The organism is Agrobacterium sp. ICMP 6402 (assembly GCF_009498615.1).
Lineage (GTDB): Bacteria > Pseudomonadota > Alphaproteobacteria > Rhizobiales > Rhizobiaceae > Agrobacterium > Agrobacterium burrii.
The window spans coordinates 675,077-695,269 of sequence record NZ_QSNV01000001.1; the positions used below are offsets into that span (position 1 = coordinate 675,077).

Annotated in this window: 17 protein-coding genes; 6 read left to right on the forward strand and 11 right to left on the reverse strand. The window is 59.6% G+C overall.

Features of this window, described 5'->3' with window-relative positions; all coding sequences use genetic code 11:
- Positions 1-17: 17 nt before the first annotated feature.
- The 3 genes from purN to DXT96_RS03445 all read right to left on the reverse strand — a co-directional run bounded on the left by purN (position 18) and on the right by DXT96_RS03445 (position 2,680).
- On the reverse strand, positions 18-692 hold the full coding sequence (purN, locus tag DXT96_RS03435; protein ID WP_153513522.1) for a phosphoribosylglycinamide formyltransferase: 675 nt from the start codon (positions 690-692) through the stop codon (positions 18-20).
- Positions 689-1,762 (reverse strand): phosphoribosylformylglycinamidine cyclo-ligase, encoded by a 1,074-nt coding sequence (gene purM, locus DXT96_RS03440; protein WP_149897905.1) that lies wholly within the window; start codon positions 1,760-1,762, stop codon positions 689-691. Before purM ends, purN begins: the two co-directional genes overlap by 4 nt.
- Positions 1,763-1,885: 123 nt before the next feature.
- The gene (locus tag DXT96_RS03445; RefSeq protein ID WP_153513523.1) at positions 1,886-2,680 is read right to left on the reverse strand and encodes a class I SAM-dependent methyltransferase; all 795 of its coding nucleotides are present in this window, start codon (positions 2,678-2,680) and stop codon (positions 1,886-1,888) included.
- 275 nt (positions 2,681-2,955) lie between these two features.
- Here DXT96_RS03445 and DXT96_RS03450 point away from each other — a divergent pair, with 275 nt between their 5' ends.
- The 4 genes from DXT96_RS03450 to ppx are packed head-to-tail and all read left to right on the forward strand — an operon-like array spanning position 2,956 to position 8,664.
- A complete protein-coding gene (locus tag DXT96_RS03450) occupies positions 2,956-4,113 on the forward strand; it encodes an AI-2E family transporter (protein ID WP_153513524.1) in 1,158 nt (385 codons plus the stop codon).
- A gap of 2 nt (positions 4,114-4,115) precedes the next feature.
- A complete protein-coding gene (gene hdaA, locus DXT96_RS03455) occupies positions 4,116-4,844 on the forward strand; it encodes a DnaA regulatory inactivator HdaA (RefSeq protein WP_153513525.1) in 729 nt (242 codons plus the stop codon).
- Between the two features lie 53 nt (positions 4,845-4,897).
- A complete protein-coding gene (locus DXT96_RS03460; protein ID WP_246670521.1) occupies positions 4,898-7,144 on the forward strand; it encodes an RNA degradosome polyphosphate kinase in 2,247 nt (748 codons plus the stop codon).
- Entirely contained in the window at positions 7,141-8,664 is a 1,524-nt protein-coding gene (gene ppx, locus DXT96_RS03465; RefSeq protein WP_153513526.1) for an exopolyphosphatase, read from the forward strand. The genes DXT96_RS03460 and ppx overlap by 4 nt, the downstream gene beginning before the upstream one ends.
- A gap of 8 nt (positions 8,665-8,672) precedes the next feature.
- Here the strand turns inward: ppx and DXT96_RS03470 are convergent, their stop codons facing one another.
- The 8 genes from DXT96_RS03470 to DXT96_RS03505 form a co-directional block, all read right to left on the reverse strand.
- Entirely contained in the window at positions 8,673-9,329 is a 657-nt protein-coding gene (locus DXT96_RS03470; protein ID WP_153513527.1) for a DapH/DapD/GlmU-related protein, read from the reverse strand.
- Between the two features lie 173 nt (positions 9,330-9,502).
- Positions 9,503-9,850, reverse strand: coding sequence for a hypothetical protein (locus DXT96_RS03475; protein WP_149897897.1), 348 nt, complete (start codon positions 9,848-9,850; stop codon positions 9,503-9,505).
- Positions 9,851-9,954: 104 nt separating this feature from the next.
- On the reverse strand, positions 9,955-10,302 hold the full coding sequence (locus DXT96_RS03480) for a hypothetical protein (protein WP_149897896.1): 348 nt from the start codon (positions 10,300-10,302) through the stop codon (positions 9,955-9,957).
- 160 nt (positions 10,303-10,462) lie between these two features.
- Positions 10,463-11,821 (reverse strand): esterase-like activity of phytase family protein, encoded by a 1,359-nt coding sequence (locus tag DXT96_RS03485; RefSeq protein ID WP_153513529.1) that lies wholly within the window; start codon positions 11,819-11,821, stop codon positions 10,463-10,465.
- Positions 11,822-11,973: 152 nt separating this feature from the next.
- Complete coding sequence (locus DXT96_RS03490; protein ID WP_149897894.1) at positions 11,974-13,002, reverse strand: adenylate/guanylate cyclase domain-containing protein; 1,029 nt, start codon at positions 13,000-13,002, stop codon at positions 11,974-11,976.
- Between the two features lie 205 nt (positions 13,003-13,207).
- Positions 13,208-13,822, reverse strand: a complete 615-nt coding sequence (locus DXT96_RS03495; protein ID WP_194287541.1) for a hypothetical protein — start codon at positions 13,820-13,822, stop codon at positions 13,208-13,210.
- Positions 13,823-13,899: 77 nt separating this feature from the next.
- Positions 13,900-15,066, reverse strand: coding sequence for a ribonuclease D (rnd, locus tag DXT96_RS03500; RefSeq protein ID WP_149897893.1), 1,167 nt, complete (start codon positions 15,064-15,066; stop codon positions 13,900-13,902).
- Between the two features lie 82 nt (positions 15,067-15,148).
- Positions 15,149-16,420 (reverse strand): MFS transporter, encoded by a 1,272-nt coding sequence (locus DXT96_RS03505; RefSeq protein WP_149897892.1) that lies wholly within the window; start codon positions 16,418-16,420, stop codon positions 15,149-15,151.
- Positions 16,421-16,600: 180 nt separating this feature from the next.
- On the opposite strand from DXT96_RS03505, the gene aspS reads away from it, so the two are divergent.
- Both aspS and creD read left to right on the forward strand, forming a co-directional pair.
- Positions 16,601-18,388, forward strand: coding sequence for an aspartate--tRNA ligase (gene aspS / locus DXT96_RS03510; RefSeq protein ID WP_153513530.1), 1,788 nt, complete (start codon positions 16,601-16,603; stop codon positions 18,386-18,388).
- A gap of 254 nt (positions 18,389-18,642) precedes the next feature.
- Positions 18,643-20,088 carry a cell envelope integrity protein CreD gene (gene creD / locus DXT96_RS03515; RefSeq protein ID WP_153513531.1) on the forward strand — a complete coding sequence of 482 codons (1,446 nt, stop codon included), beginning with the start codon at positions 18,643-18,645 and terminating at the stop codon, positions 20,086-20,088.
- The last annotated feature ends 105 nt before the right edge of the window (positions 20,089-20,193 follow it).

Below are 20,193 nucleotides of genomic sequence, written 5' to 3' on the forward strand. Positions count from 1 at the left end.
CTTTAGTGATGTCTTTATCAAAAAGTGGAAATCAGACTGGAATACTCGGATTTACTTTCATTGCCAGTGAAGACGGCTTTGCCGCCTTCCATCCGCACGTTGCCTTCTGCAAGCCGCTGCAGGGCGAGTGGGTAAAGCTGGTGCTCGATGTTCAGGAGCCGCGCTGCCAGCGTCTCGGTCGTATCGTTGGAAAGGACCGGAACAGCGCCCTGAGCAATGGTCGGACCTTCATCCATGCCTTCGGTCACGAAATGCACGGTGCAGCCGGAAATCTTCATGCCGCTGTCGATGGCGCGCTGATGGGTGTTGAGACCCGGAAAAAGCGGCAACAGGGAAGGGTGGATATTGATGATGCGGCCCTCATAGGGAGCGATGAAATCCCCTGATATCAACCGCATGTAACCGGCAAGGCAAATGATATCCGGCGCGATTTCGCCAAGTGCGGCCAGAATGGCGCCTTCATGCTCGGCCTTGCTGGCATAGGTCCTACGCTCGAAGACGAGCGTCGGAATGCCGAGATCCTGGGCTTTTTCCAGCCCGCCCGCAGAAGCCGTGTCCGAGATCACGCAGACGATTTCAGCCGGAAAATCCGCCGCCTGGCAGGCTTTCGCCAGCGACACCATATTGGAGCCGCTGCCGGAGATGAAAACGACGACACGCTTGCGGCCAGACGAGAAGGCGGCGCGCATCATAGGTTAAGCGCGCCCTTGTAGATCGTGCCATGTGCGCCCTCTTCACGGGCAACCATGCGGCCGAGCGGGAAAACCGTCTCGCCTTCCGCCGTCAGCGCGTCGGTGACCTTGCCGGCATTTTCAGCCGAAACCACCACGATCATGCCGACGCCGCAATTGAAGGTGCGCAGCATTTCCTTGGGCTCGACGCCGCCGGTCTTTGCCAGCCACGAAAAGACGGCCGGAACCTTGATCGCGTCGAGATCGATCTCGGCGGCGAGATGTTTGGGCAGAACGCGCGGAATATTCTCCGGGAAACCGCCGCCGGTGATATGCGCCAGAGCCTTCAAAGCGCCGGTCTCGCGGATCGCCTTCAGAAGCGGCTTCACATAGATGCGGGTCGGCGTCAGCAGTGCTTCCCCGAGCTTCTTGCCTTCGGCAAAGGGGGCAGGCGCATCCCAGCCAAGGCCGGAAACCGAAACGATCTTGCGCACCAGCGAGAAGCCGTTGGAGTGAACGCCGGACGAGGAAAGTCCGAGAATGACATCGCCTTCGGCAATATCGCCGGCCGGCAGAAGCTGGCCGCGTTCGGCCGCACCCACGGCAAAGCCGGCGAGATCATAATCACCGTCGGAATACATGCCGGGCATCTCAGCGGTTTCGCCACCGATCAGCGCACAGCCGGATTCGCGACAACCGGCGGCGATGCCGGAAACGATGGCGGCACCTTGATCCGGATCGAGCTTGCCGGTCGCGAAATAATCGAGAAAGAACAGCGGCTCGGCGCCCTGCACAACGAGATCGTTGACGCACATGGCGACGAGATCGATGCCGACCGTATCGTGATAATCCGCGTCGATGGCGATCTTCAGCTTGGTGCCGACGCCGTCATTGGCGGCCACCAGAACCGGATCGGTGAAACCCGCCGCTTTGAGGTCGAACAGGCCGCCGAAGCCGCCGATTTCGCCATCCGCGCCGGGACGCCGTGTCGAGCGCACCGCCGGTTTGATCTTTTCGACCATTAGATTACCGGCGTCGATATCCACACCTGCGTCACTATAGGTAAGACCGTTCTTGCCCGACTGGCTCATGGCTCTCGTCTCCGCTGGTTCCTTTGGCGTCGCCATTCGCACGGGACGGGGCCTGATGCAAGGGTTTGAGTGGCAAAAGCTCCGGTTTTTAACGGCTTTGGCAGGGCTTGCGACGCGAGACGCTCACGATGCCGGCGAACCAACGCGACAGACAAGATTGAGCAGGCCGTCATTGGACGTATCGGAGTTTTCCTCGATCGCCCGGCCGTTCTCACCGTAACGGGCAACAACTTCGAAGCCCGCCGCTTCCAGCTGGCGGGTTTGGGCGGCAAGGTCGATGAAATAAAACAGGCCGCTCCAGCGATGCGCCTGATCCACCAGAATGGCATATTCCGGCGTCTGCCGGGTGGCGGGTTGCAGCCGCAGATAGTTGATCCAGCTTTGCGGATGCAGGGAATTCACCATGTCACGCGGATGCCAGGATCGCCGGTGCAACGGCATGCCGCCGGCCCGCTTCCATTGCCGGTTATGAAACGAAAAAATGAAATAACCGCCGGGCGCCAGAATGCTGCTGATGGCATGGATGATGGCAAGCCGGTCCTCATGGCCGAAGGCGCTTAAAATCGCGAGTGCGCCGAGCACGCAGTCGAAACGCTCCGCACCGAATTGGCCGATCGCACGCACATCCATGTCAAGAAAGGTGGCGGTCGGAAAATTGCGCCGCGCGAGCGCGAGCATGGGTTGCGAACGGTCGATGCCGATATAATCGCCCACCAGCGGCAGAAGCGGTTTCGTCGTCCGGCCGGTGCCGACCCCGAGATCAAGCAGCCGTTTGCCGGCATAGGCATGGCGAAACTGGTCGAGAATGATGCGTTCGGCCGGGTAAAGCTGCTGGTTGTCGTACCACGCGGCAATATCGGGGTGATCGAAAAGACCGGCATTGTGTTCCGCGATGCCATTTTCACTGCTGCCTTGCATCGTGCCTCCGGCCCTCGGGCATGACAGAGAGTTGCGGGCTTGCCCGACTATTATTTGATATTTGTCTAATATTGTCTGCCGGTCAACCTGCCGTTGCGGCCCGATACCCCGGAAAGACGGGATTTTGCCGGCCGGAGGAGCTTGTGTGGGAAAAAGATGGCCAAGCGTGCAGGTTCCCGCGGCCTCAGCGCAGCCGCATCGGTCTTGACCATGTGCATATGCGCATCCTATCTCCATCCTGGGCGGTGACGGCACGGCGACAAGAGGATGAATGAATGCAACCCCATGTGAGCGGTATGAACCTGCGCCGGCAGGTGTTTTTCTGGATTGGCGTGCTTGCCGTCTTTGTCCTTTTCCTGATGGTTTTCAGCTCCATTCTGCTGCCTTTCGTGGCGGGCATGGCGCTTGCCTATTTTCTGGACCCGGTTGCCGACTGGCTGGAGCGTCGCGGTCTCAACCGGCTGATGGCGACCGTCGTCATCCTCGTTTCTTTCGTGCTGATCTTCGCGTTGTCGCTCATCATCATCATTCCGCTGATTGCCGCCCAGGCCTCGGAATTCATCACCCGCATCCCGCAATATATCTCGTCCTTGCAGCAGCTGATTGCCGGCGCCGATACCAACCTTTTGCCTGACTGGGTCAGCAACCAGATCGAATCCGTGAAGGAGAATTTCTCCAAGCTCCTGGCCGAAGGCGCCGGTTTCATCGGCACGCTACTGACGCAAATCTGGAATTCCGGCAAATCGCTGGTTGATGTCGTGTCGCTGCTGGTCGTCACCCCCGTCGTCGCCTTTTACCTGCTGCTGGACTGGGACCGGATGATCGACAAGGTCGACAGCTGGATACCGCGAGACTACGTGCATACCGTGCGCCAGATCGCTCGCGACATGGACAAGACGATTGCCGGTTTCGTGCGCGGGCAGGGGTCGCTCTGCATCATTCTTGGCTTTTATTACGCCGTTGGCCTGTCGCTGGTGGGCTTGAATTTCGGTCTGCTGATCGGCCTTTTCTCCGGCCTCATCAGCTTCATTCCCTATATCGGTTCCATGGTCGGCCTCATCCTTGCCGTCGGTGTCGCCATCGTGCAGTTCTGGCCGGATTACATCTATGTGTTTCTGACACTCGCCGTGTTCTTTTCCGGCCAGTTCATCGAAGGCAATATTCTACAGCCGAAACTTGTCGGCAAAAGCGTCGGTCTGCATCCGGTGTGGCTGATGTTCGCCCTGTTCGCCTTCGGCGCACTGTTCGGCTTCGTCGGCCTTCTGGTCGCAGTTCCGGCGGCGGCCGCCGTTGGTGTGCTTGTCCGCTTTGCATTGTCGCGGTATCTTGAAAGCGATCTTTACCACGGACACGCTGCCAACCTTCCCTGGGATGCCAATCCTACCCTGGAAGAAAAGGAAACGTCCTCCGCCAAGGTGGATGGTCAGGGCTGAAGATGACTGACCCAATCAAAACCGACAACGCCCGGTCGAAGGCCGAGCAGCTGCCGCTCGCATTCTCACACCAGGCCGCCTCCGGCAGGGACGATCTCCTCTTGTCCGCGTCGCTTGCGGCCGCCGTCAGCCTTGTCGATGAATGGCCGAACTGGCGCGCACCGGTCGTCGTGCTGGCCGGGCCGCCCGGCTCGGGAAAATCGCATCTCGCCAATATCTGGAAAAACATCGCCGGGGCGCGGGATATCCACCCGCAGGCCGGCGGCGATGCTGCCCGCGCGGCCGAGAGCGGACCTGTTCTTTTCGAGGATGCCGATCGGCGCGGTTTTGACGATACTGAACTCTTCCATGTCATCAACAGCGTGCGCCAGCACGGCACGACGCTTTTGATGACAAGCCGGCAATGGCCGGCGGCATGGCAGGTGACGCTGCCGGATCTGCGTTCGCGCCTGAGGGCCGTGACGGTGGTGGAGACGGGCGAGCCGGACGAGGGGCTGCTGGCGCAGGTGCTGGTAAAACTCTTCGCCGACCGGCAGCTTTACATGGATGACAAACTCATAGGTTACATCGTCAATAGAATGGAGCGCTCGCTCGATACGGCGCAGACGATTGTGGACCGCATCGACAGGCTGGCGCTGGCGCGCGGAACGAGAATAACCCGCCCGCTGGCGGCGGAAGTCCTGAATTCGATGGACAGCGCAGCGGCGGGCAACGGGCTGGACGTCGATTGACTGTCACAGTTCCGTCGTCAAACTGTTATACGGGCAAGAAGGACGATCACGCGATGCAACAGGATCACGGGACGGAAACAGGTCAGGGGATGGAACAGGGCATGGACGCAGTAGCGCAGGACAACTTCGACAAGGTTCAGCCGGTGACCGAGGGCGAGAACCTCTGGGACAGCCCCGCCCGTTTCATCAACCGTGAATTCTCGTGGCTCCAGTTCAATCGCCGTGTTCTCGAAGAGACGTTGAATACGGATCATCCGCTTTTGGAGCGGCTGCGTTTCCTCTCCATCTCGGCCGCCAACCTCGATGAATTCTTCATGGTCCGCGTTGCCGGCCTCGAAGGCCAGGTTCGCCAGAAGATCACCGTCCGGACACCGGATGGCAAGACGCCCGCCGAGCAGCTGGAAGATATTCTGAAGGAAATCGACAATCTGCAGATGGAACAGCAGGCCTCGCTCGCCGTTCTGCAGCAATATCTCGCCAAGGAAGAAATCTTCGTCGTGCGGCCTGCCGCACTGTCCGATGCCGACCGGACCTGGCTGGGCACCGAATTCGAAGAACGTATTTTCCCGGTGCTGACGCCGCTGTCGATCGACCCGGCGCACCCGTTCCCCTTCATCCCCAATCTCGGCTTCTCAATGGGCCTGCAGCTCGACAGCGTCAACGGCCGCGAGCCGATGACCGCGCTGCTGCGCCTGCCGCCCGCACTAGACCGCTTCGTGCGCCTGCCGGATGACAAGAACGCCATTCGTTACATCACACTTGAAGATGTGGTCGGCCTGTTCATCCACCGGCTTTATCCCGGTTATACCGTCCGAGGCTTCGGCACCTTCCGCATCATCCGCGACAGCGATATCGAGGTGGAAGAAGAGGCGGAAGATCTGGTCCGTTTCTTCGAAAGCGCGCTGAAGCGCCGCCGTCGCGGTTCCGTCATCCGCATCGAGACCGACAGCGAAATGCCGCAGTCGCTACGCCAGTTCGTGGTGCACGAGCTTGGCGTGCCGGACAATCGCGTCGCCGTTCTGCCGGGTCTTCTGGCGCTCAACACCATTTCGGAAATCGTGCGCGCGCCGCGCGACGACCTGAAATTCGAGCCTTACAACGCCCGGTTCCCCGAGCGTGTGCGTGAACATGCCGGTGATTGCCTTGCCGCCATCCGCGAAAAGGACATGGTGGTCCACCACCCCTATGAAAGCTTCGACGTGGTCGTGCAGTTCCTGCTGCAGGCGGCGCGTGACCCTGACGTTCTCGCCATCAAGCAGACGCTTTACCGTACCTCCAACGACAGCCCGATCGTCCGTGCGCTGATCGATGCGGCCGAAGCCGGCAAATCCGTCACAGCGCTGGTGGAATTGAAGGCGCGCTTCGACGAAGAGGCCAATATCCGCTGGGCGCGCGATCTGGAGCGGGCCGGCGTGCAGGTGGTGTTCGGTTTCATCGAACTGAAAACCCATGCCAAGATGTCGATGGTGGTGCGCCGCGAAGACGGCAAGCTCAGAACCTATTGCCACCTGGGCACCGGTAACTATCACCCGATCACGGCCAAGATTTACACTGACCTTTCCTTCTTCACCTGCAACCCGAAGATCGCGCATGACATGGCGAATATCTTCAACTTCATCACCGGTTACGGTGAGCCGGAAGAGGGCATGAAGGTGGCGATTTCGCCCTATACGCTGCGCTCGCGCATCGTGAAGCACATCAATGAAGAGATCGAGCATGCCAAGCGCGGTGCGCCGGCGGCGATCTGGATGAAGATGAATTCGCTGGTTGATCCCGAGATCATCGATTCGCTTTACCGCGCCAGTGCGGCGGGTGTGGAAATCGATCTGGTGATACGCGGCATCTGCTGCCTGCGCCCGCAGGTAACGGGACTGTCGGAGAATATCCGCGTCAAATCGATCGTTGGACGCTTCCTCGAACACAGCCGAATCTTCTGCTTTGGCAACGGTTTCGGCCTGCCATCCGACAAGGCGCTGGTCTATATCGGCTCGGCTGACATGATGCCGCGCAACCTTGATCGCCGTGTCGAAACGATGGTGCCGCTCACCAACCCCACCGTGCACGAGCAGGTTCTTTCACAGATTATGCTGGGCAATCTCATTGACAACCAGCAGAGCTACGAGATACTTGCGGACGGAACGTCGAGGCGCATCGAGGTGCGTAAAGGCGAAGAACCGTTCAACGCGCAGCACTATTTCATGACCAATCCCAGCCTTTCCGGACGTGGTGAAGCCTTGAAATCCAGTGCGCCCAAATTGATTGCCGGGTTGATTTCTTCCCGCAAGAAACAGGCTGAATGACTCGATCAGAAGCACAGGGGCGGCTGACCGGCCTTGCCCCCGTTTCCGTCATAGATATTGGTTCGAACTCCGTTCGTCTTGTCGTATATGAAGGTCTCTCCCGCGCGCCCGCGGTGCTGTTCAACGAAAAGGTCCTCTGCGGCCTTGGCAAAGGACTGGCGCTGACGGGCCGCATGCATGAGGAAGGCATCAGCCGGGCGCTGATGGCCCTCAGGCGCTTCCATGCGCTTTCCGAGCAGGCGCAGGCGCAGGAGCTTTACGTGCTGGCGACTGCGGCGGCACGTGAAGCGGAAAACGGCCCGGATTTCATCCGCGAGGCCGAAGCCATTCTCGGTTGCGAGATCGAAGTACTGTCAGGCGAAAAGGAAGCGCTTTATTCCGCCTATGGCGTCATCAGCGGTTTCCACGATCCGGATGGCATTGCCGGTGACCTGGGCGGCGGTTCGCTCGAACTTATCGACATCAAAGGCAAGAGCTGCGGCGAGGGCATCACCCTGCCGCTTGGTGGTCTGAGGCTTTCCGAGCAATCGGATGGCTCGCTGGAAAAAGCCGTGACCATTGCCAGAAAACACGTCAAATCCTTCGCCAAGCTGCTGACGGCGGGCGAGGGGCGCACCTTTTATGCCGTGGGCGGCACCTGGCGAAACATCGCCAAGCTGCACATGGAGATCACCGGTTATCCGCTGCATATGATGCAGGGCTATGAATTGCCGCTGGAGGAAATGCTGAATTTTCTGGAGGAGGTTATTCTCTCCAGAGACAGCAAGGATCCGGCCTGGCAGGCAGTTTCCAAGAACCGCCGTTCGCTTCTACCCTTCGGCGCCATCGCCATGCGCGAGGTTCTGAAGGTGATGAAGCCGGCAAAGATCGCCTTCTCGGCGCAGGGCGTGCGCGAAGGTTATCTCTATTCGCTGCTGACGGAAACGGAGCGGGATTCCGATCCGCTGCTGGTCACGGCCGACGAACTTGCCATTCTGCGCGCCCGCTCACCGGAACATGCGCGTGAACTGGCGGACTGGAGCGGCCGTACCTTTCCTGTCTTCGGCATCGACGAGACGGAAGAGGAAAGCCGTTATCGGCAGGCGGCCTGCCTTCTGGCCGATATCAGCTGGCGCGCCCATCCGGATTATCGCGGCCTGCAGGCGCTCAACATCATCGCCCACTCTTCCTTCGTCGCGATCACCCATCCGGGCCGGGCTTATATTGCGCTCGCCAATTATTACCGTTTCGAGGGATTGAACGACAACGGCACCACCCAGCCGCTTGCCGCCATGGCGGGCGACCGGCTGCTGGAGCTCGGCAAGTTGCTCGGCGGCTTGCTGCGTGTCGTCTATCTGTTCTCGGCCTCGATGCCGGGCGTTGTCGACCACCTGAAATTCCGCAAATCCACCAATCCCGATCTCGATCTGGAATTCGTGGTGCCGCACGACTATTGCGATTTTGCCGGCGAGCGTCTGGACGGGCGTTTGCAGCAGCTGGCGAAGCTGACGGGCAAGCGGCTGGCGTTCGTGTTCGAGTAAAAAGAGTTTTATTTTGTGACAGGCGTTGGTGACGGCGACCAGTGCTCGCAAAAGGCTTCGATATCGCTTGACTGAAAATCGGCAAGCCGCGCCATGATCGTCTCGAACGGCCAGTCCCACCACGCGATGGCGGCAAGCTGCTCCGCGATGGATCGGGAAAATCGCTCGCGAATGACTTTCGCGGGAACACCGCCAACGATGGTGTAGGGCGGCACGTCCTTGGTGACGACCGCACCTGCCGCCAGCACGGCGCCGTCTCCAACCTTCACACCCGGCAAGACGATAACTCCGTGTCCTATCCAGACATCGTTACCGATAACGACGCGGTCCTGCTTTCGCCGGTCGAAAAAAGCCTTATCACGAACGGCATCCGCCGAGTAATATTCCGGGCAATAGCTGAAGCGATGCATGGAAGGCCGGTCCATCGGATGGTTGGGAGCGCCTATCCGGACCTCCGCGGCAATGGCGCAAAACTTTCCGATCGTCGCATCACCAACCATGCAACGGGGTCCCAGATATGAATAGTCGCCGAGATCGGCATTGTTCAGGATTGTATCCGCCAAGATTTCACAGCATTTGCCGATGCCTGAATCCCTGATGCTCGCTGTCGAATGGATAACGGTTTCTGCGATCTTTGGGCGATTGAATTGTGCGGTCGAATCCATTTCAGTCTCCGGATTTGCGCCTGCCTATCCGGAGATGATGAAGGGCTTGTGACGGTAGATTTCCAGAGGAGCCCGGTTGCGCCGGCTGCTCCTGTTAAAGATCAATTCTGTGCGTCACTCGTGTCGTGCAAAACCCTGTCTTCAGACAGAAGTCAGGCAGAAGGCATGTGCCGTCAGTCGAGAGTTTCATCCGTCTTCGCCTGACTCTTGCTCCAGTAATGATCGGATATGTTCTGCGCATTCCGGATGATGTGGGATGCGACTTCAGGGTCCCCGCCTTCGAATGTTTCTCCGTCGGCTCCGCATATCCGCAGGAAGAGCTGCTGATGCGCGGTAGCGACAAAATATTCATAGGGGGGAGGCTCAATATCGGAGCCAATGGCCTGGAGTTCTTCGGCGGCCTTCGTGCTGGCGCGCTCAAGCGCCGCGTAAATTGCAGCCATCATCGCTTCTTCTGTTTGTTCAAATATATCCTGAGCTTGCTGTTCGGCAGGTGTCAGGATGGGGCAGCTGTCATTCACGGGGCATTTCTCCTCTTGGCGCGCCTCGTTTCGCTGCCCGATCATATCTCATGGATTGTGTCCGCATTGCGGGAAAAGCCGGGATCAATACATTTTTAAGTGGATTAACCGTGCCCCAGCGCCTTCCTGATGCAGGCGCTGAGATAGGCATATTGTAGTGGCGTGATCTTTGTCATCGCTTCGGTGCGGGTGGCAGGCCTGTCCTGATAACCGACGGGGATATCAAACTGGGCGAAGGTGAAATCCCAGCGAATGTCATCGACGATATTGTAGAAATGGTCGGCGCCGCTGACGGCCGTTTTGGCGATCTCGCCGCCGAAAATATCCTGAACTACCAGCGCGGTGACGCTGCCCTGTCCCCGGGCGGGGTTTTCCCGCGACCACAGGCTGCTGGTCTCGCCCGACCAGCTTTTCCTCAGCGCGTAATAAAGTCGTTCGGCATGATCCTGCATGAAGGGGGTCTTTCCCGTTTCGGAGCCGGGTTCCGGGTCAGGCATGAATAGAAAAAAGCGGAGCGCCGCGCCTTTTCTGGAGGCTGCAAGGACGCTCCGCCCTGTTGAATATGCGCCGGAGCGCGGGCGGTGCCGGAAACGAATTCCGGCACCGTTTTTCTTACTTGGCGTCGAGCAGGTCCTTGACTTCCAGCAGGACGAATTCGTTATCGTCCGCCTTGTCCAGCGCACGGCCGGCCGAGAAGGGCAGGTTGTTGTCGTTGCCGACGATGATATGCGTGGCGTCGACGCGATCGACATTCTCAATGGTCACGAACGGCATGTCGTAGAAACCGTTGCCGCCGCCCTGACGCTTCTTGTTGTCAGGATCGGAGATCTTCAGAAGATCGATATAGCCGATCTTGCGGGCGGCCTTGCCGACATTGGCGTCGTTGAATTCGATCTTGTAGATACGCTTGACCTTGGAAGCCCGGGCAAAACAATCCGCAGCTGGAGCCTTCGGGTCGGCGCAGGCCTTGTCGGCGGTGCCGGCACCATTGTCGCGCTCGATGACGAGGGCGGTCGCGTCGTCCAGCATGTTGAAGTCGCCGATCGCCTCGCCGCCTTCCGCCAGCGGATAAAGCCAGGTGCGGCCGGTCCACTCTTTCTTGGCGGTGTCGAGTTCGATGATCCGCAAGCCGGTCGAACCGTCTTCGGTTTTCTCGACCTGGCCATCGGCAGTGTAGAGCGGGCCTTCCAGCAGACCGTAGAGCTTCGAACCGTCCTTGGAGAGCGCCATGCCCTCATAACCGCCGGAGCGCTTCAGATTGAAGGCAGGCATTTTCTGCGTCGGGTTGCCGGGCAGGGCGAGAGTCGGGTGATCGGGAGACTTCACCTCGATGTCGCCGGCCTTGGTGGCGATGACGTCGGTCAGCTTGCCTTCACGGGTGAATTTCAGGATGTAAGGACCGAATTCCTCGCCCACCCAGAAACCGTCGGCAACCGGCTGAATGGATTCGACGTCGAAATCGGCGCCCGTCAGGTAACGCTTCGCGGTGCCTTCCAGAACGATCGGGAACGGCGCCTTCATGTCCGGGTCGGAGAGGAACACGGTTTCAAGCGCGTTGACCTTGCCGGCGTCCCAGTCGAACTTCAGATGGTGAAGCATCAGCATGGCGTCGCTGGAATTCAGCTTGGAACCGAAACCGTTGTCGGAAAGGCTCCAGAAGCTGCCATCGGCCATGGCCTTGATGCCGGAAAAGCCCTGCATCGGCTGGCCGTTGAACGGCATGGAAAGACCGGTCGGGCGAACGCCGTCCTTGCCGGGCACGGTGCCGAGACCCTCGGCGCGCTTGCGGTCGGCCGTCGTGAACTTGGCGGAGGTCTTGAGATACTCCGGCGCATCGGCAGGCGCTGCGATGATGGTGTTGGCCGGCAGAATGGCGTGAGAGACCAGCTTTGCCGGAAACTCCTTCTCAGCGGCGTGAGATGCAGTGGCGAGCGCGAGAACTGCGCAGGATGCGAAAAGAATGTGCTTCATGGATAAGACCCCTCGATACCTGTTGAAGACAGGATTGAGGCGATAGGGTCGTCGCATGACAGAGAGGTGATCGTCGTTTGAAGCTTTGATGAATTTTGATTACGGCTGCTGCATCTAAACAGAATGGCACGGCTTCTTCCAACCAATTGCCCTTAGGCGGCAGGGGCCTGATATTGGCTGAGCGTGCATACACCCAGTGTCTGGCCACGGCCCTTGACCGCATGTTCACCGAGATATTCGCTGCGCACACCCTTTGGAAGCACCAGCTGATGGGCAAGGTCGGCGGAAATCAGCACCGGGTGGCCGAGCATCTTGCTGAGTGATTCGAGACGCGAGGTGGTGTTCACCGTGTCGCCGAAATAGGTGATCTTGTGGTGATCCACGCCGATTTCCGCTGTTATGACCGGCCCGCCATGGATGGCGAAGCGCAGGCGCGGCACTTCGCCGAATCGGGAAATCCACATGTCGCGTTTTTCCTCGATGGTCGCCAGAATGTCGAAGACACAGCGCACGCAGGCCGCCCGCCTGATCGCCATGTGATAGGGCCAGGTGATGATGGCGGCGTCGCCAATATAATCATCGATGACGCCGCCATGTTTCCTGACAGGTGCGGCATAGCTCGCGAAGATTTCGCCGAGGAATTCCTGGGCCTTCAGGTCGCCATTGGTTTCGGCGAAGGAAGTGGAGCCGACGAGATCGATGAAGATGAAGACGCGGTCTTCGCTGACCGGCCGGCGATAGCGCCCGAGAATGAGGTCGATGAAGATGTCGCGGCCGAGCAGTTCGCGCACGCGCATGATGAAAACGATGATGCCGCAGACGATGAGGGTGAAGACGAGCGTCTGAACCTCGGCATGCACCGCCCGTTTCCAGGTGCCGGGAAATATCCCGCTCAGCCACAGGATGGTGCCGCCAAGCCCGAAGCCGCAGAAAACGAGAACGGCATAGATGATCAGACCTACGGCTATATAGACCGGTGTCGGCAATGCGCTGACCTGCCGGGAGAGGCCAGGCATGATGTACCCGCGCTCAAAAGCGAGAATGGGCGCGCAGGCAAACAGCGCATAGGTAGCGCCGATCAATGCCCCGCCGCCATATTCCAGAAAGGCGTAGGCCACCCCGGCGCCGGCCACGGCAACGAAGAGCACCACGTAATCCAGAATGGGCAGCAATTTTCTCATGTCGGTTCTTGGGTCTCGGGAAGGGAAGGCTTGGCCTCGGGAAGGAAGAACTGGCCGCTCCCGCCGGCGAAGCTTCTGTTGCGGTCATATGCGACATTAATGTGGAAAATGCGCTGCAAAAAGTGACCTTTCGGTAAGGTCACATGAAGGATTGGAAAGGTTGTTGCCCTGTTGCCGCAAAACGGGTGCTCAGGCGGCATTACGTCTAATATGATGTTCTGTAATAGACCGTTTCAAGCGGGGATTGCGGCCGGTCATCCGACGAGCGGTTCGACCATTTCACCGGAAAGGCGGCGAATCGCAGCCGGTTGCCGTCGATCCAGGCGCGGTCGAACAGCGTTTCGCCCTTGCGGGCAAAGGTAATGGCCGCGCAGGTCCGCCCATCGACATCGAAGGGGATATTCTCCTTCCAGCCGCTCAAACCGCAGCCGGTTCCCTTCGGGTCGCCATTATAGTGCGCAACGACCTCGGTATCGTTCGGGGTCATGGTGATCGCGGTGACGGTGTGGGCAAAGAGCAGGCTGTCACGGTCTTTCAGCCCGCCATCGAGCGTGCCTTCGTAACGCACCTGCACCGTGGGCTGCTGGCAGCCATTGCGGGCATAAATCTGAGAGACGGCGTGCATGCTGCCGCCGCGAATGGTGATGCGGGTCACGATGCCGTGCCGGTCGTTCTTGCCGATCTTCAGGCAGTCGGTCGTCCATTCGCCCTGAAGATCGACCTTGCCGTCATCGGCGCGCACGGGAAAAGGGGCAGGGACGGGGAGATTACCTGCGACCGCCAGAAGGGCGGCCAGCAGCAGGGTGCGGGCAGGTTTCATGACAAGACCCTCAAAGCGCAATGATGTGCACAGAGATGAAACGCGATGCGGGCAAAATTGGGGTGAAAAGCGGGGGATTACTCCCCGCTCACCTCAACCTTAACCTCAACCGCCTCGACCTTCTTGCCGGCGAAACGCAGGGCAACTTCGCCATTGATGAGCTTCAGCGCCACATCGCCGAAAAGGTCGCGCCGCCAGCCGGTCAGTGCCGCAACGGTGGCTTCCTCGCCCTCGGAGGCGATCTTGTCCAGATCGTCGCTGTTGGCGATGACCTTGGCGGCGACGCCATGCTTGTCCGCCGTCAGCTTCAGAAGAACCTTCAGCAGCTCCACGGCAGCACCGGAGCCTTCCGGCGCATGGCTGTGACGCGGCGCCTTCGGCATTTCCTCTTTCGGGAGCGCCAGAGCCGCATTCACGGTTTCGATGATGGCCGTGCCGGAAGAGGAGCGTTCCCAGCCCTTGGGGATGGTGCGAAGCCGCGACAGCGCCTCTGTGTCCTTCGGCTGCTGCTGGGCGATTTCGAAAATCGCGTCGTCCTTCAGCACGCGCGAACGCGGCACGTTGCGCGACCGCGCCTCCCGCTCGCGCCAGGCGGCGACGAATTTAAGGATGGCAAGTTCCGTCGGCTTGCGCAGGCGCGATTTCAGCCGCAGCCACGCATCGTCGGGATGCATGTCATAGGTGTCGCGCGATTCCAGAATGTCCATTTCTTCGGTGAGCCACAGCGAACGGCCTTCGCGCTCCAGCTGCGACTTCAGCGCCAGATAGGCATCGCGCAGATGCGTCACGTCGGCCAGCGCGTAGTCCAGCTGCTTTTCGGTCAGCGGACGGCGGCTCCAGTCGGTGAAACGCGAGGACTTGTCGATCTGGACGTTCTTGATCCTCTGCACCAGCTGGTCGTAGGAGATCGAATCGCCGAAACCACAGACCATGGCGGCAACCTGCGTGTCGAAGATCGGGTGGGGAATGAGCCCGCCGAGATGGTAGATGATTTCGATATCCTGCCGTGCGGCGTGGAAAACCTTCACGACATTTGGATTGGCCATCAGCTCGAAAAGCGGCTGAAGGTCGATGCCCTTGGCGAGCGGATCGACCAGCACTTCAAGCGTCGGGCTTGCCATCTGCACGAGGCAGAGTTCCGGCCAGAAGGTCGTTTCCCGCAGGAACTCGGTGTCGATGGTGATGAATTCCGATTTCGCCAGTTCCGTGCAGGCTTCGGCGAGGGCGGCAGTCGTTTCAATCATTGCAAATGGCCACTCGTGAAAATTATCCGTCTTACTTTCCCTTTGCCGGGCGCATGTCAATACAAAGCCCGCCTTTGAAGGCTCAAGGATCGTTTTTCTCGGGTTGATCAGGCCCCGGCCCGTCGTTTTTGGGCGGTGGCGGGGCGGCGAGCTTCTGAAAATATGCGGATGTGCGCAAAAGCGAACGGAACCGCCAGTTTCTGTCCTCCACGGGCACACCCTCGCGCACCCGCAGCCTGTATATGGTATAGGCGATGAAAACGATCTGGATCGCCGCCGTATAGCTGAACAGCGCCTTCGGCCCGAACTGGTCGATCAGAACGGAAGCGAGCAGCGGCCCGACGGTCGCGCCCACCGACCAGAAGAACAGCAATCCGGCAGACACCATCGCATGTTCGCCTTCCTTGGCATGGTCGTTGCCGTGCGCTGAACTCAGTGAATAGAGCGGCAGGGCGAATGCGCCGAAAACAAAGACGCCGATGATGTTGCTCCACTCGTCGGTGCCGGCGAAGAAGGCGAGAAACAGGCCGACGATGACAGAGCCGGCAGTGGTGGCGAGAATGATGATGCGCCGATCGTAACGGTCGGAATAAACGCCGAGCGGATATTGCAGCACCACGCCGCCGATGATGCCGGCGCTCATGAAGGTGGCGATGGCCGTCACCGAAAGGCCGATCTGCTCGGCGTAAATCGGGCCGATATTACGGAACGCCGCCATGCTGAGGCCGACGGCGACGCAGCCGACAACGGCAAGCGGCGAGATGCGCCAGACGGCGAAAAGATTGAACGGTATCTGTTTCGGCGGCGCGGGGTTGGATTTATCGGCAAGCGAAATCGGCACCAGAGACAGCGAGAGCGCCATGGCGATCAGCGAAAACACCACCGGCCCCGCTATCCCCACGACCGGGATGATATATTGGGCAAGCGTGACAGAGCCGAGATCGACGAAACGATAGATGGACAGCGTGCGCGCCCGGTTGGAATTCGTCACCTGCGCATTGATCCAGCTTTCAATTGCGGCGAAAAGACAGGCGACCGCAATGCCGATGACAAAACGCATCAACATCCAGAACACGGGATGGATGATGAGCGGCATGGCGATCGACGCTGCCGACGCCACTGCCGCCATGGTGGCGAAAGTGCGGATATGGCCGATCTTGCGCAGCAGCCGCGTCACCGAAATGCAGCCGAGCGCAAAGCCGATGCTATAGGCGGCGCTGATGAGGCCGATGGTGCTGGCCGAGAACCCTTCGGAAAGGCCGCGCAGCGCGATATAGGTTCCCTGCAGGCCATTGCCGCCGATCAGAATGCCGGCGGTGACGAGAAGCGGGATAAGGGGTCTGATCTGGCTCATTGCGGGCCGACTCGGTTTGGCAGGCTGAATAAGCACTATCTAAAGCCAAGCCGGGGGAAAGGACAGTCAGGAGGCGACAATCTTGCGCTTTGCCTTGACAAATCAGGCTGGTCATGCGTTTTTCCGGCCAAATTCGACAGTGTGGCTGATCTGGCCCACGACACGTTCCAGGATATAAAAATGCATCGTTACCGCAGCCACACCTGTGCCGCTCTCCGCAAGTCCGACGTCGGCGAAACCGTTCGCCTTTCCGGTTGGGTTCACCGCGTGCGAGATCATGGCGGCGTTCTCTTCATCGACCTTCGCGACCACTACGGCATCACCCAGGTGGTGGCCGATCCTGATAGCCCGGCCTTCAAGGTTGCCGAGACGGTGCGCGGCGAATGGGTGATCCGCATAGACGGCCTCGTCAAGGCCCGTTCGGAAGACACCATCAACAAGGGCATGGCGACCGGCGAGATCGAGCTTTACGCGCAGGAAATCGAAGTTCTCGGTGTTGCCAAGGAATTGCCGCTGCCGGTGTTCGGTGAGCCGGAATATCCTGAAGACGTTCGCCTGAAGTATCGCTTCCTCGACCTGCGCCGCGAGACGCTGCACAAGAACATCGTTCGCCGCACGCAGATCATCTCTTCCATGCGCAAGGGCATGGGCGATCTGGGCTTTGCCGAATATACGACGCCGATCCTCACCGCATCCTCGCCGGAAGGCGCACGCGACTTCCTCGTTCCCTCGCGCATCCACGAAGGCCAGTTCTTCGCGCTGCCGCAGGCGCCGCAGCAGTACAAGCAGCTTCTGATGGTGGCCGGTTTCGACCGCTACTTCCAGATCGCTCCGTGCTTCCGCGATGAAGACCCGCGTGCCGACCGTCTGCCGGGTGAATTCTACCAGCTCGACGTCGAAATGAGCTTCGTGACCCAGGAAGATGTCTGGACCACGATGGAGCCGATGATGACGGCCGTGTTCGAACAGTTTGCCGAAGGCAAGCCGGTGACGAAACAGTGGCCACGCATTCCCTATGACGAATCGATCCGCAAATACGGTTCCGACAAGCCGGACCTGCGCAACCCGATCGTCATGGAAGCCGTGACCGAACATTTCGACGGTTCGGGCTTCAAGGTCTTTGCGAACATGATCGCTTCCAACCCCAAGGTTCAGGTCTGGGCGATCCCGGCCAAGACCGGCGGTTCGCGCGCTTTCTGTGACCGCATGAACGTCTGGGCGCAGAGCCAGGGCCAACCCGGTCTCGGTTACATCTTCTGGAAGGAAGAAGACGGCAAGATCGGCGGCTCCGGCCCGCTTGCCAAAAACATCGGCGAGGAACGCACCGAGGCGCTACGCCAGCAGCTCGGCCTGGAAGCGGGCGATGCCTGCTTCTTCGTCGCCGGTGATCCCGCCAAGTTCTACAAGTTCGCCGGCGAGGCGCGCACCCGCGCCGCCGACGAGCTGAACCTGATCGACCGCGACCGGTTCGAAATGTGCTGGATCGTCGACTTCCCCTTCTTCGAATATAACGAAGAAGAAAAGAAGGTCGACTTCGCCCACAATCCCTTCTCCATGCCGCAGGGCGGCATGGAAGCGCTGGAGGGCCAGGATCCGCTGTCCATCAAGGCGTTCCAGTATGACGCCGTCTGCAACGGCTTTGAAATCGCCTCCGGCTCGATCCGTAACCAGTCGCCCGAGCTGATGGTCAAGGCCTTCGAAAAGGTTGGCCTGAGCCAGACGGACGTGGAAGAGCGCTTCGGCGGCCTCTACCGCGCCTTCCAGTATGGTGCGCCTCCGCATGGCGGTTGTGCTTTCGGTATCGACCGTGTGGTCATGCTGCTGGTCGGCGCCAAGAACCTGCGCGAAATCACGCTGTTCCCGATGAACCAGCAGGCGCAGGACCTCCTGATGAACGCCCCATCGCCGGCAACGCCGACACAGCTTCGCGAGCTGGCGCTGCGCGTGGTTCCGTCCAAGAAAGACTGATCTGCCCCATAAGGGTTTTGAACAAAGGGGCTGGCTGCAACGCCGGCCCTTTCTGTTTTTGCAACGACCTCGGCAAAGTCACAATTTTACCGCGAGTTTAACGGAATTCCGAGCGTAATCAGCCGAAATCCGATCCCAGTATAGTTTCGCGCCCATTTTGGGAACGCAAGACTATCAGGGGTTTTAAACTTGGGACAGCGCCGGCCGAACTTCGCTTTCGGTTTCGGCGCGATCATATTTAGAAGGATTTCAGAATGGCACATGAAACGGAAAAAGACCTTGCCCCGGTGGGTGGGCAGATACCTCCAGCCCCGCCGCGCAACGGCCTCGCCGTCAGCCTGCGGTCGCCGGGCGCAAAGTTTCTGATGATCGGTTTCATATCCATGGTTCTGCTCGTGCCGCTCCTTCTTGTCTGGGCGCTGACAGAAGAGCGCGCCTCGCGTGCGGAGGACGTTTCAGGCCGTATCGCCAGCGGCTGGGGTGGCGATCAGGTGGTGAACGGCCCCTATCTTGCCGTGCCTTTCGATGTGGATCGCCGCCGCGAGGTGAATGGCCAGAGCATCGTCGACCGCACGACGGAATGGGTGCTGGTCATGCCGGAAACGCTTGATGTCGCGGCCGATCTGAAGACCGAGGAGAAGCGGCTGTCGATCTACAGCCTGCCCGTCTATAGTGGCAACCTTGTCCTGAATGGCCGTTTCGGTGCCGGCATCCTTCAGGATCTCGCCCGTTTCTCCGGCACGCCGCGTCTGGACAGCGCCATTTTGGTCCTCAGCATACAGGACATTACCGGTATAAGGTCGAGCGCCGGTGTCAGGATTGATGGCGGTCCGGTGTTACCGTTCGATCCCGGCATGCGTGATATCTCGGTAATAGCGCCCCGTACCGGTCAGGATCCGTCTATCAGATCCGATGCAGGCGTGCACAGATCGATTGAAAGAGACCTTCTCGCAAAAGGCTTCGACTTCGATATAGCGTTCTCGCTGAACGGTTCCGGCAGCTTTGCCGTTGCGCCTGCTGGCCAGACCACGCGTTTGTCGGCAAAGGCCAACTGGCCGCATCCCGGTTTTGAAGGCCTGTTCCTGCCGGAGGAAAAGACCGTCACCGCCTCGGATTTCACGGCCAATTGGACAATCCCCTATCTCGCAAGGGGCATTGACCGGGTAGCGGAGGGTTCGCGCCTGCCGCTGACGAACAGCCTGATGACGATCAACCTCGTCGAGCCCGTGAAGTTCTACCAGATCATCGCACGCACGCTGAAATATTCGATAGGCTTCATCTCGCTGGTCTTTCTTGCCGTCTTCATCGTCGAACTCAGGGGCGGCAGCAGCGTGCACTGGATACAGTACGTGCTGACCGGGCTCGCGCTGATCGTTTTTTACGTGCTGCTGCTGGCGCTCGCGGAGCATACCGGCTTCACCATCGCCTATGCCGCGGCCTCGCTATCGACGGCGGCACTGATTGCCTTTTATCTCGGAAGCACAACCAATAGTCGTAAGAATGGTGTGGCGCTGTTTACCGTTCTGGCGGTTTCCTATGGTGTCATGTATCTGGTTCTGAATGAAGACGAATATGCGCTGCTGGCCGGCGCGGTGATTTCCTTCATCGCCATTGCCGCCACCATGTTCGCCACCCGCCGGGTGGACTGGTACGGAGCAGGCGCTTCGCAGATGCGCAACTCCGCAAGCGAGGTGGCATAGTCTAGCCTCTGCAGCCAGATTTGTTTCAATCGACGTAACCTCCCGTTTTTCCTTATCCGGCTTGGCGTCAGATGAGAAAAGCGGAGAGCGAATACTGAGGCGGGA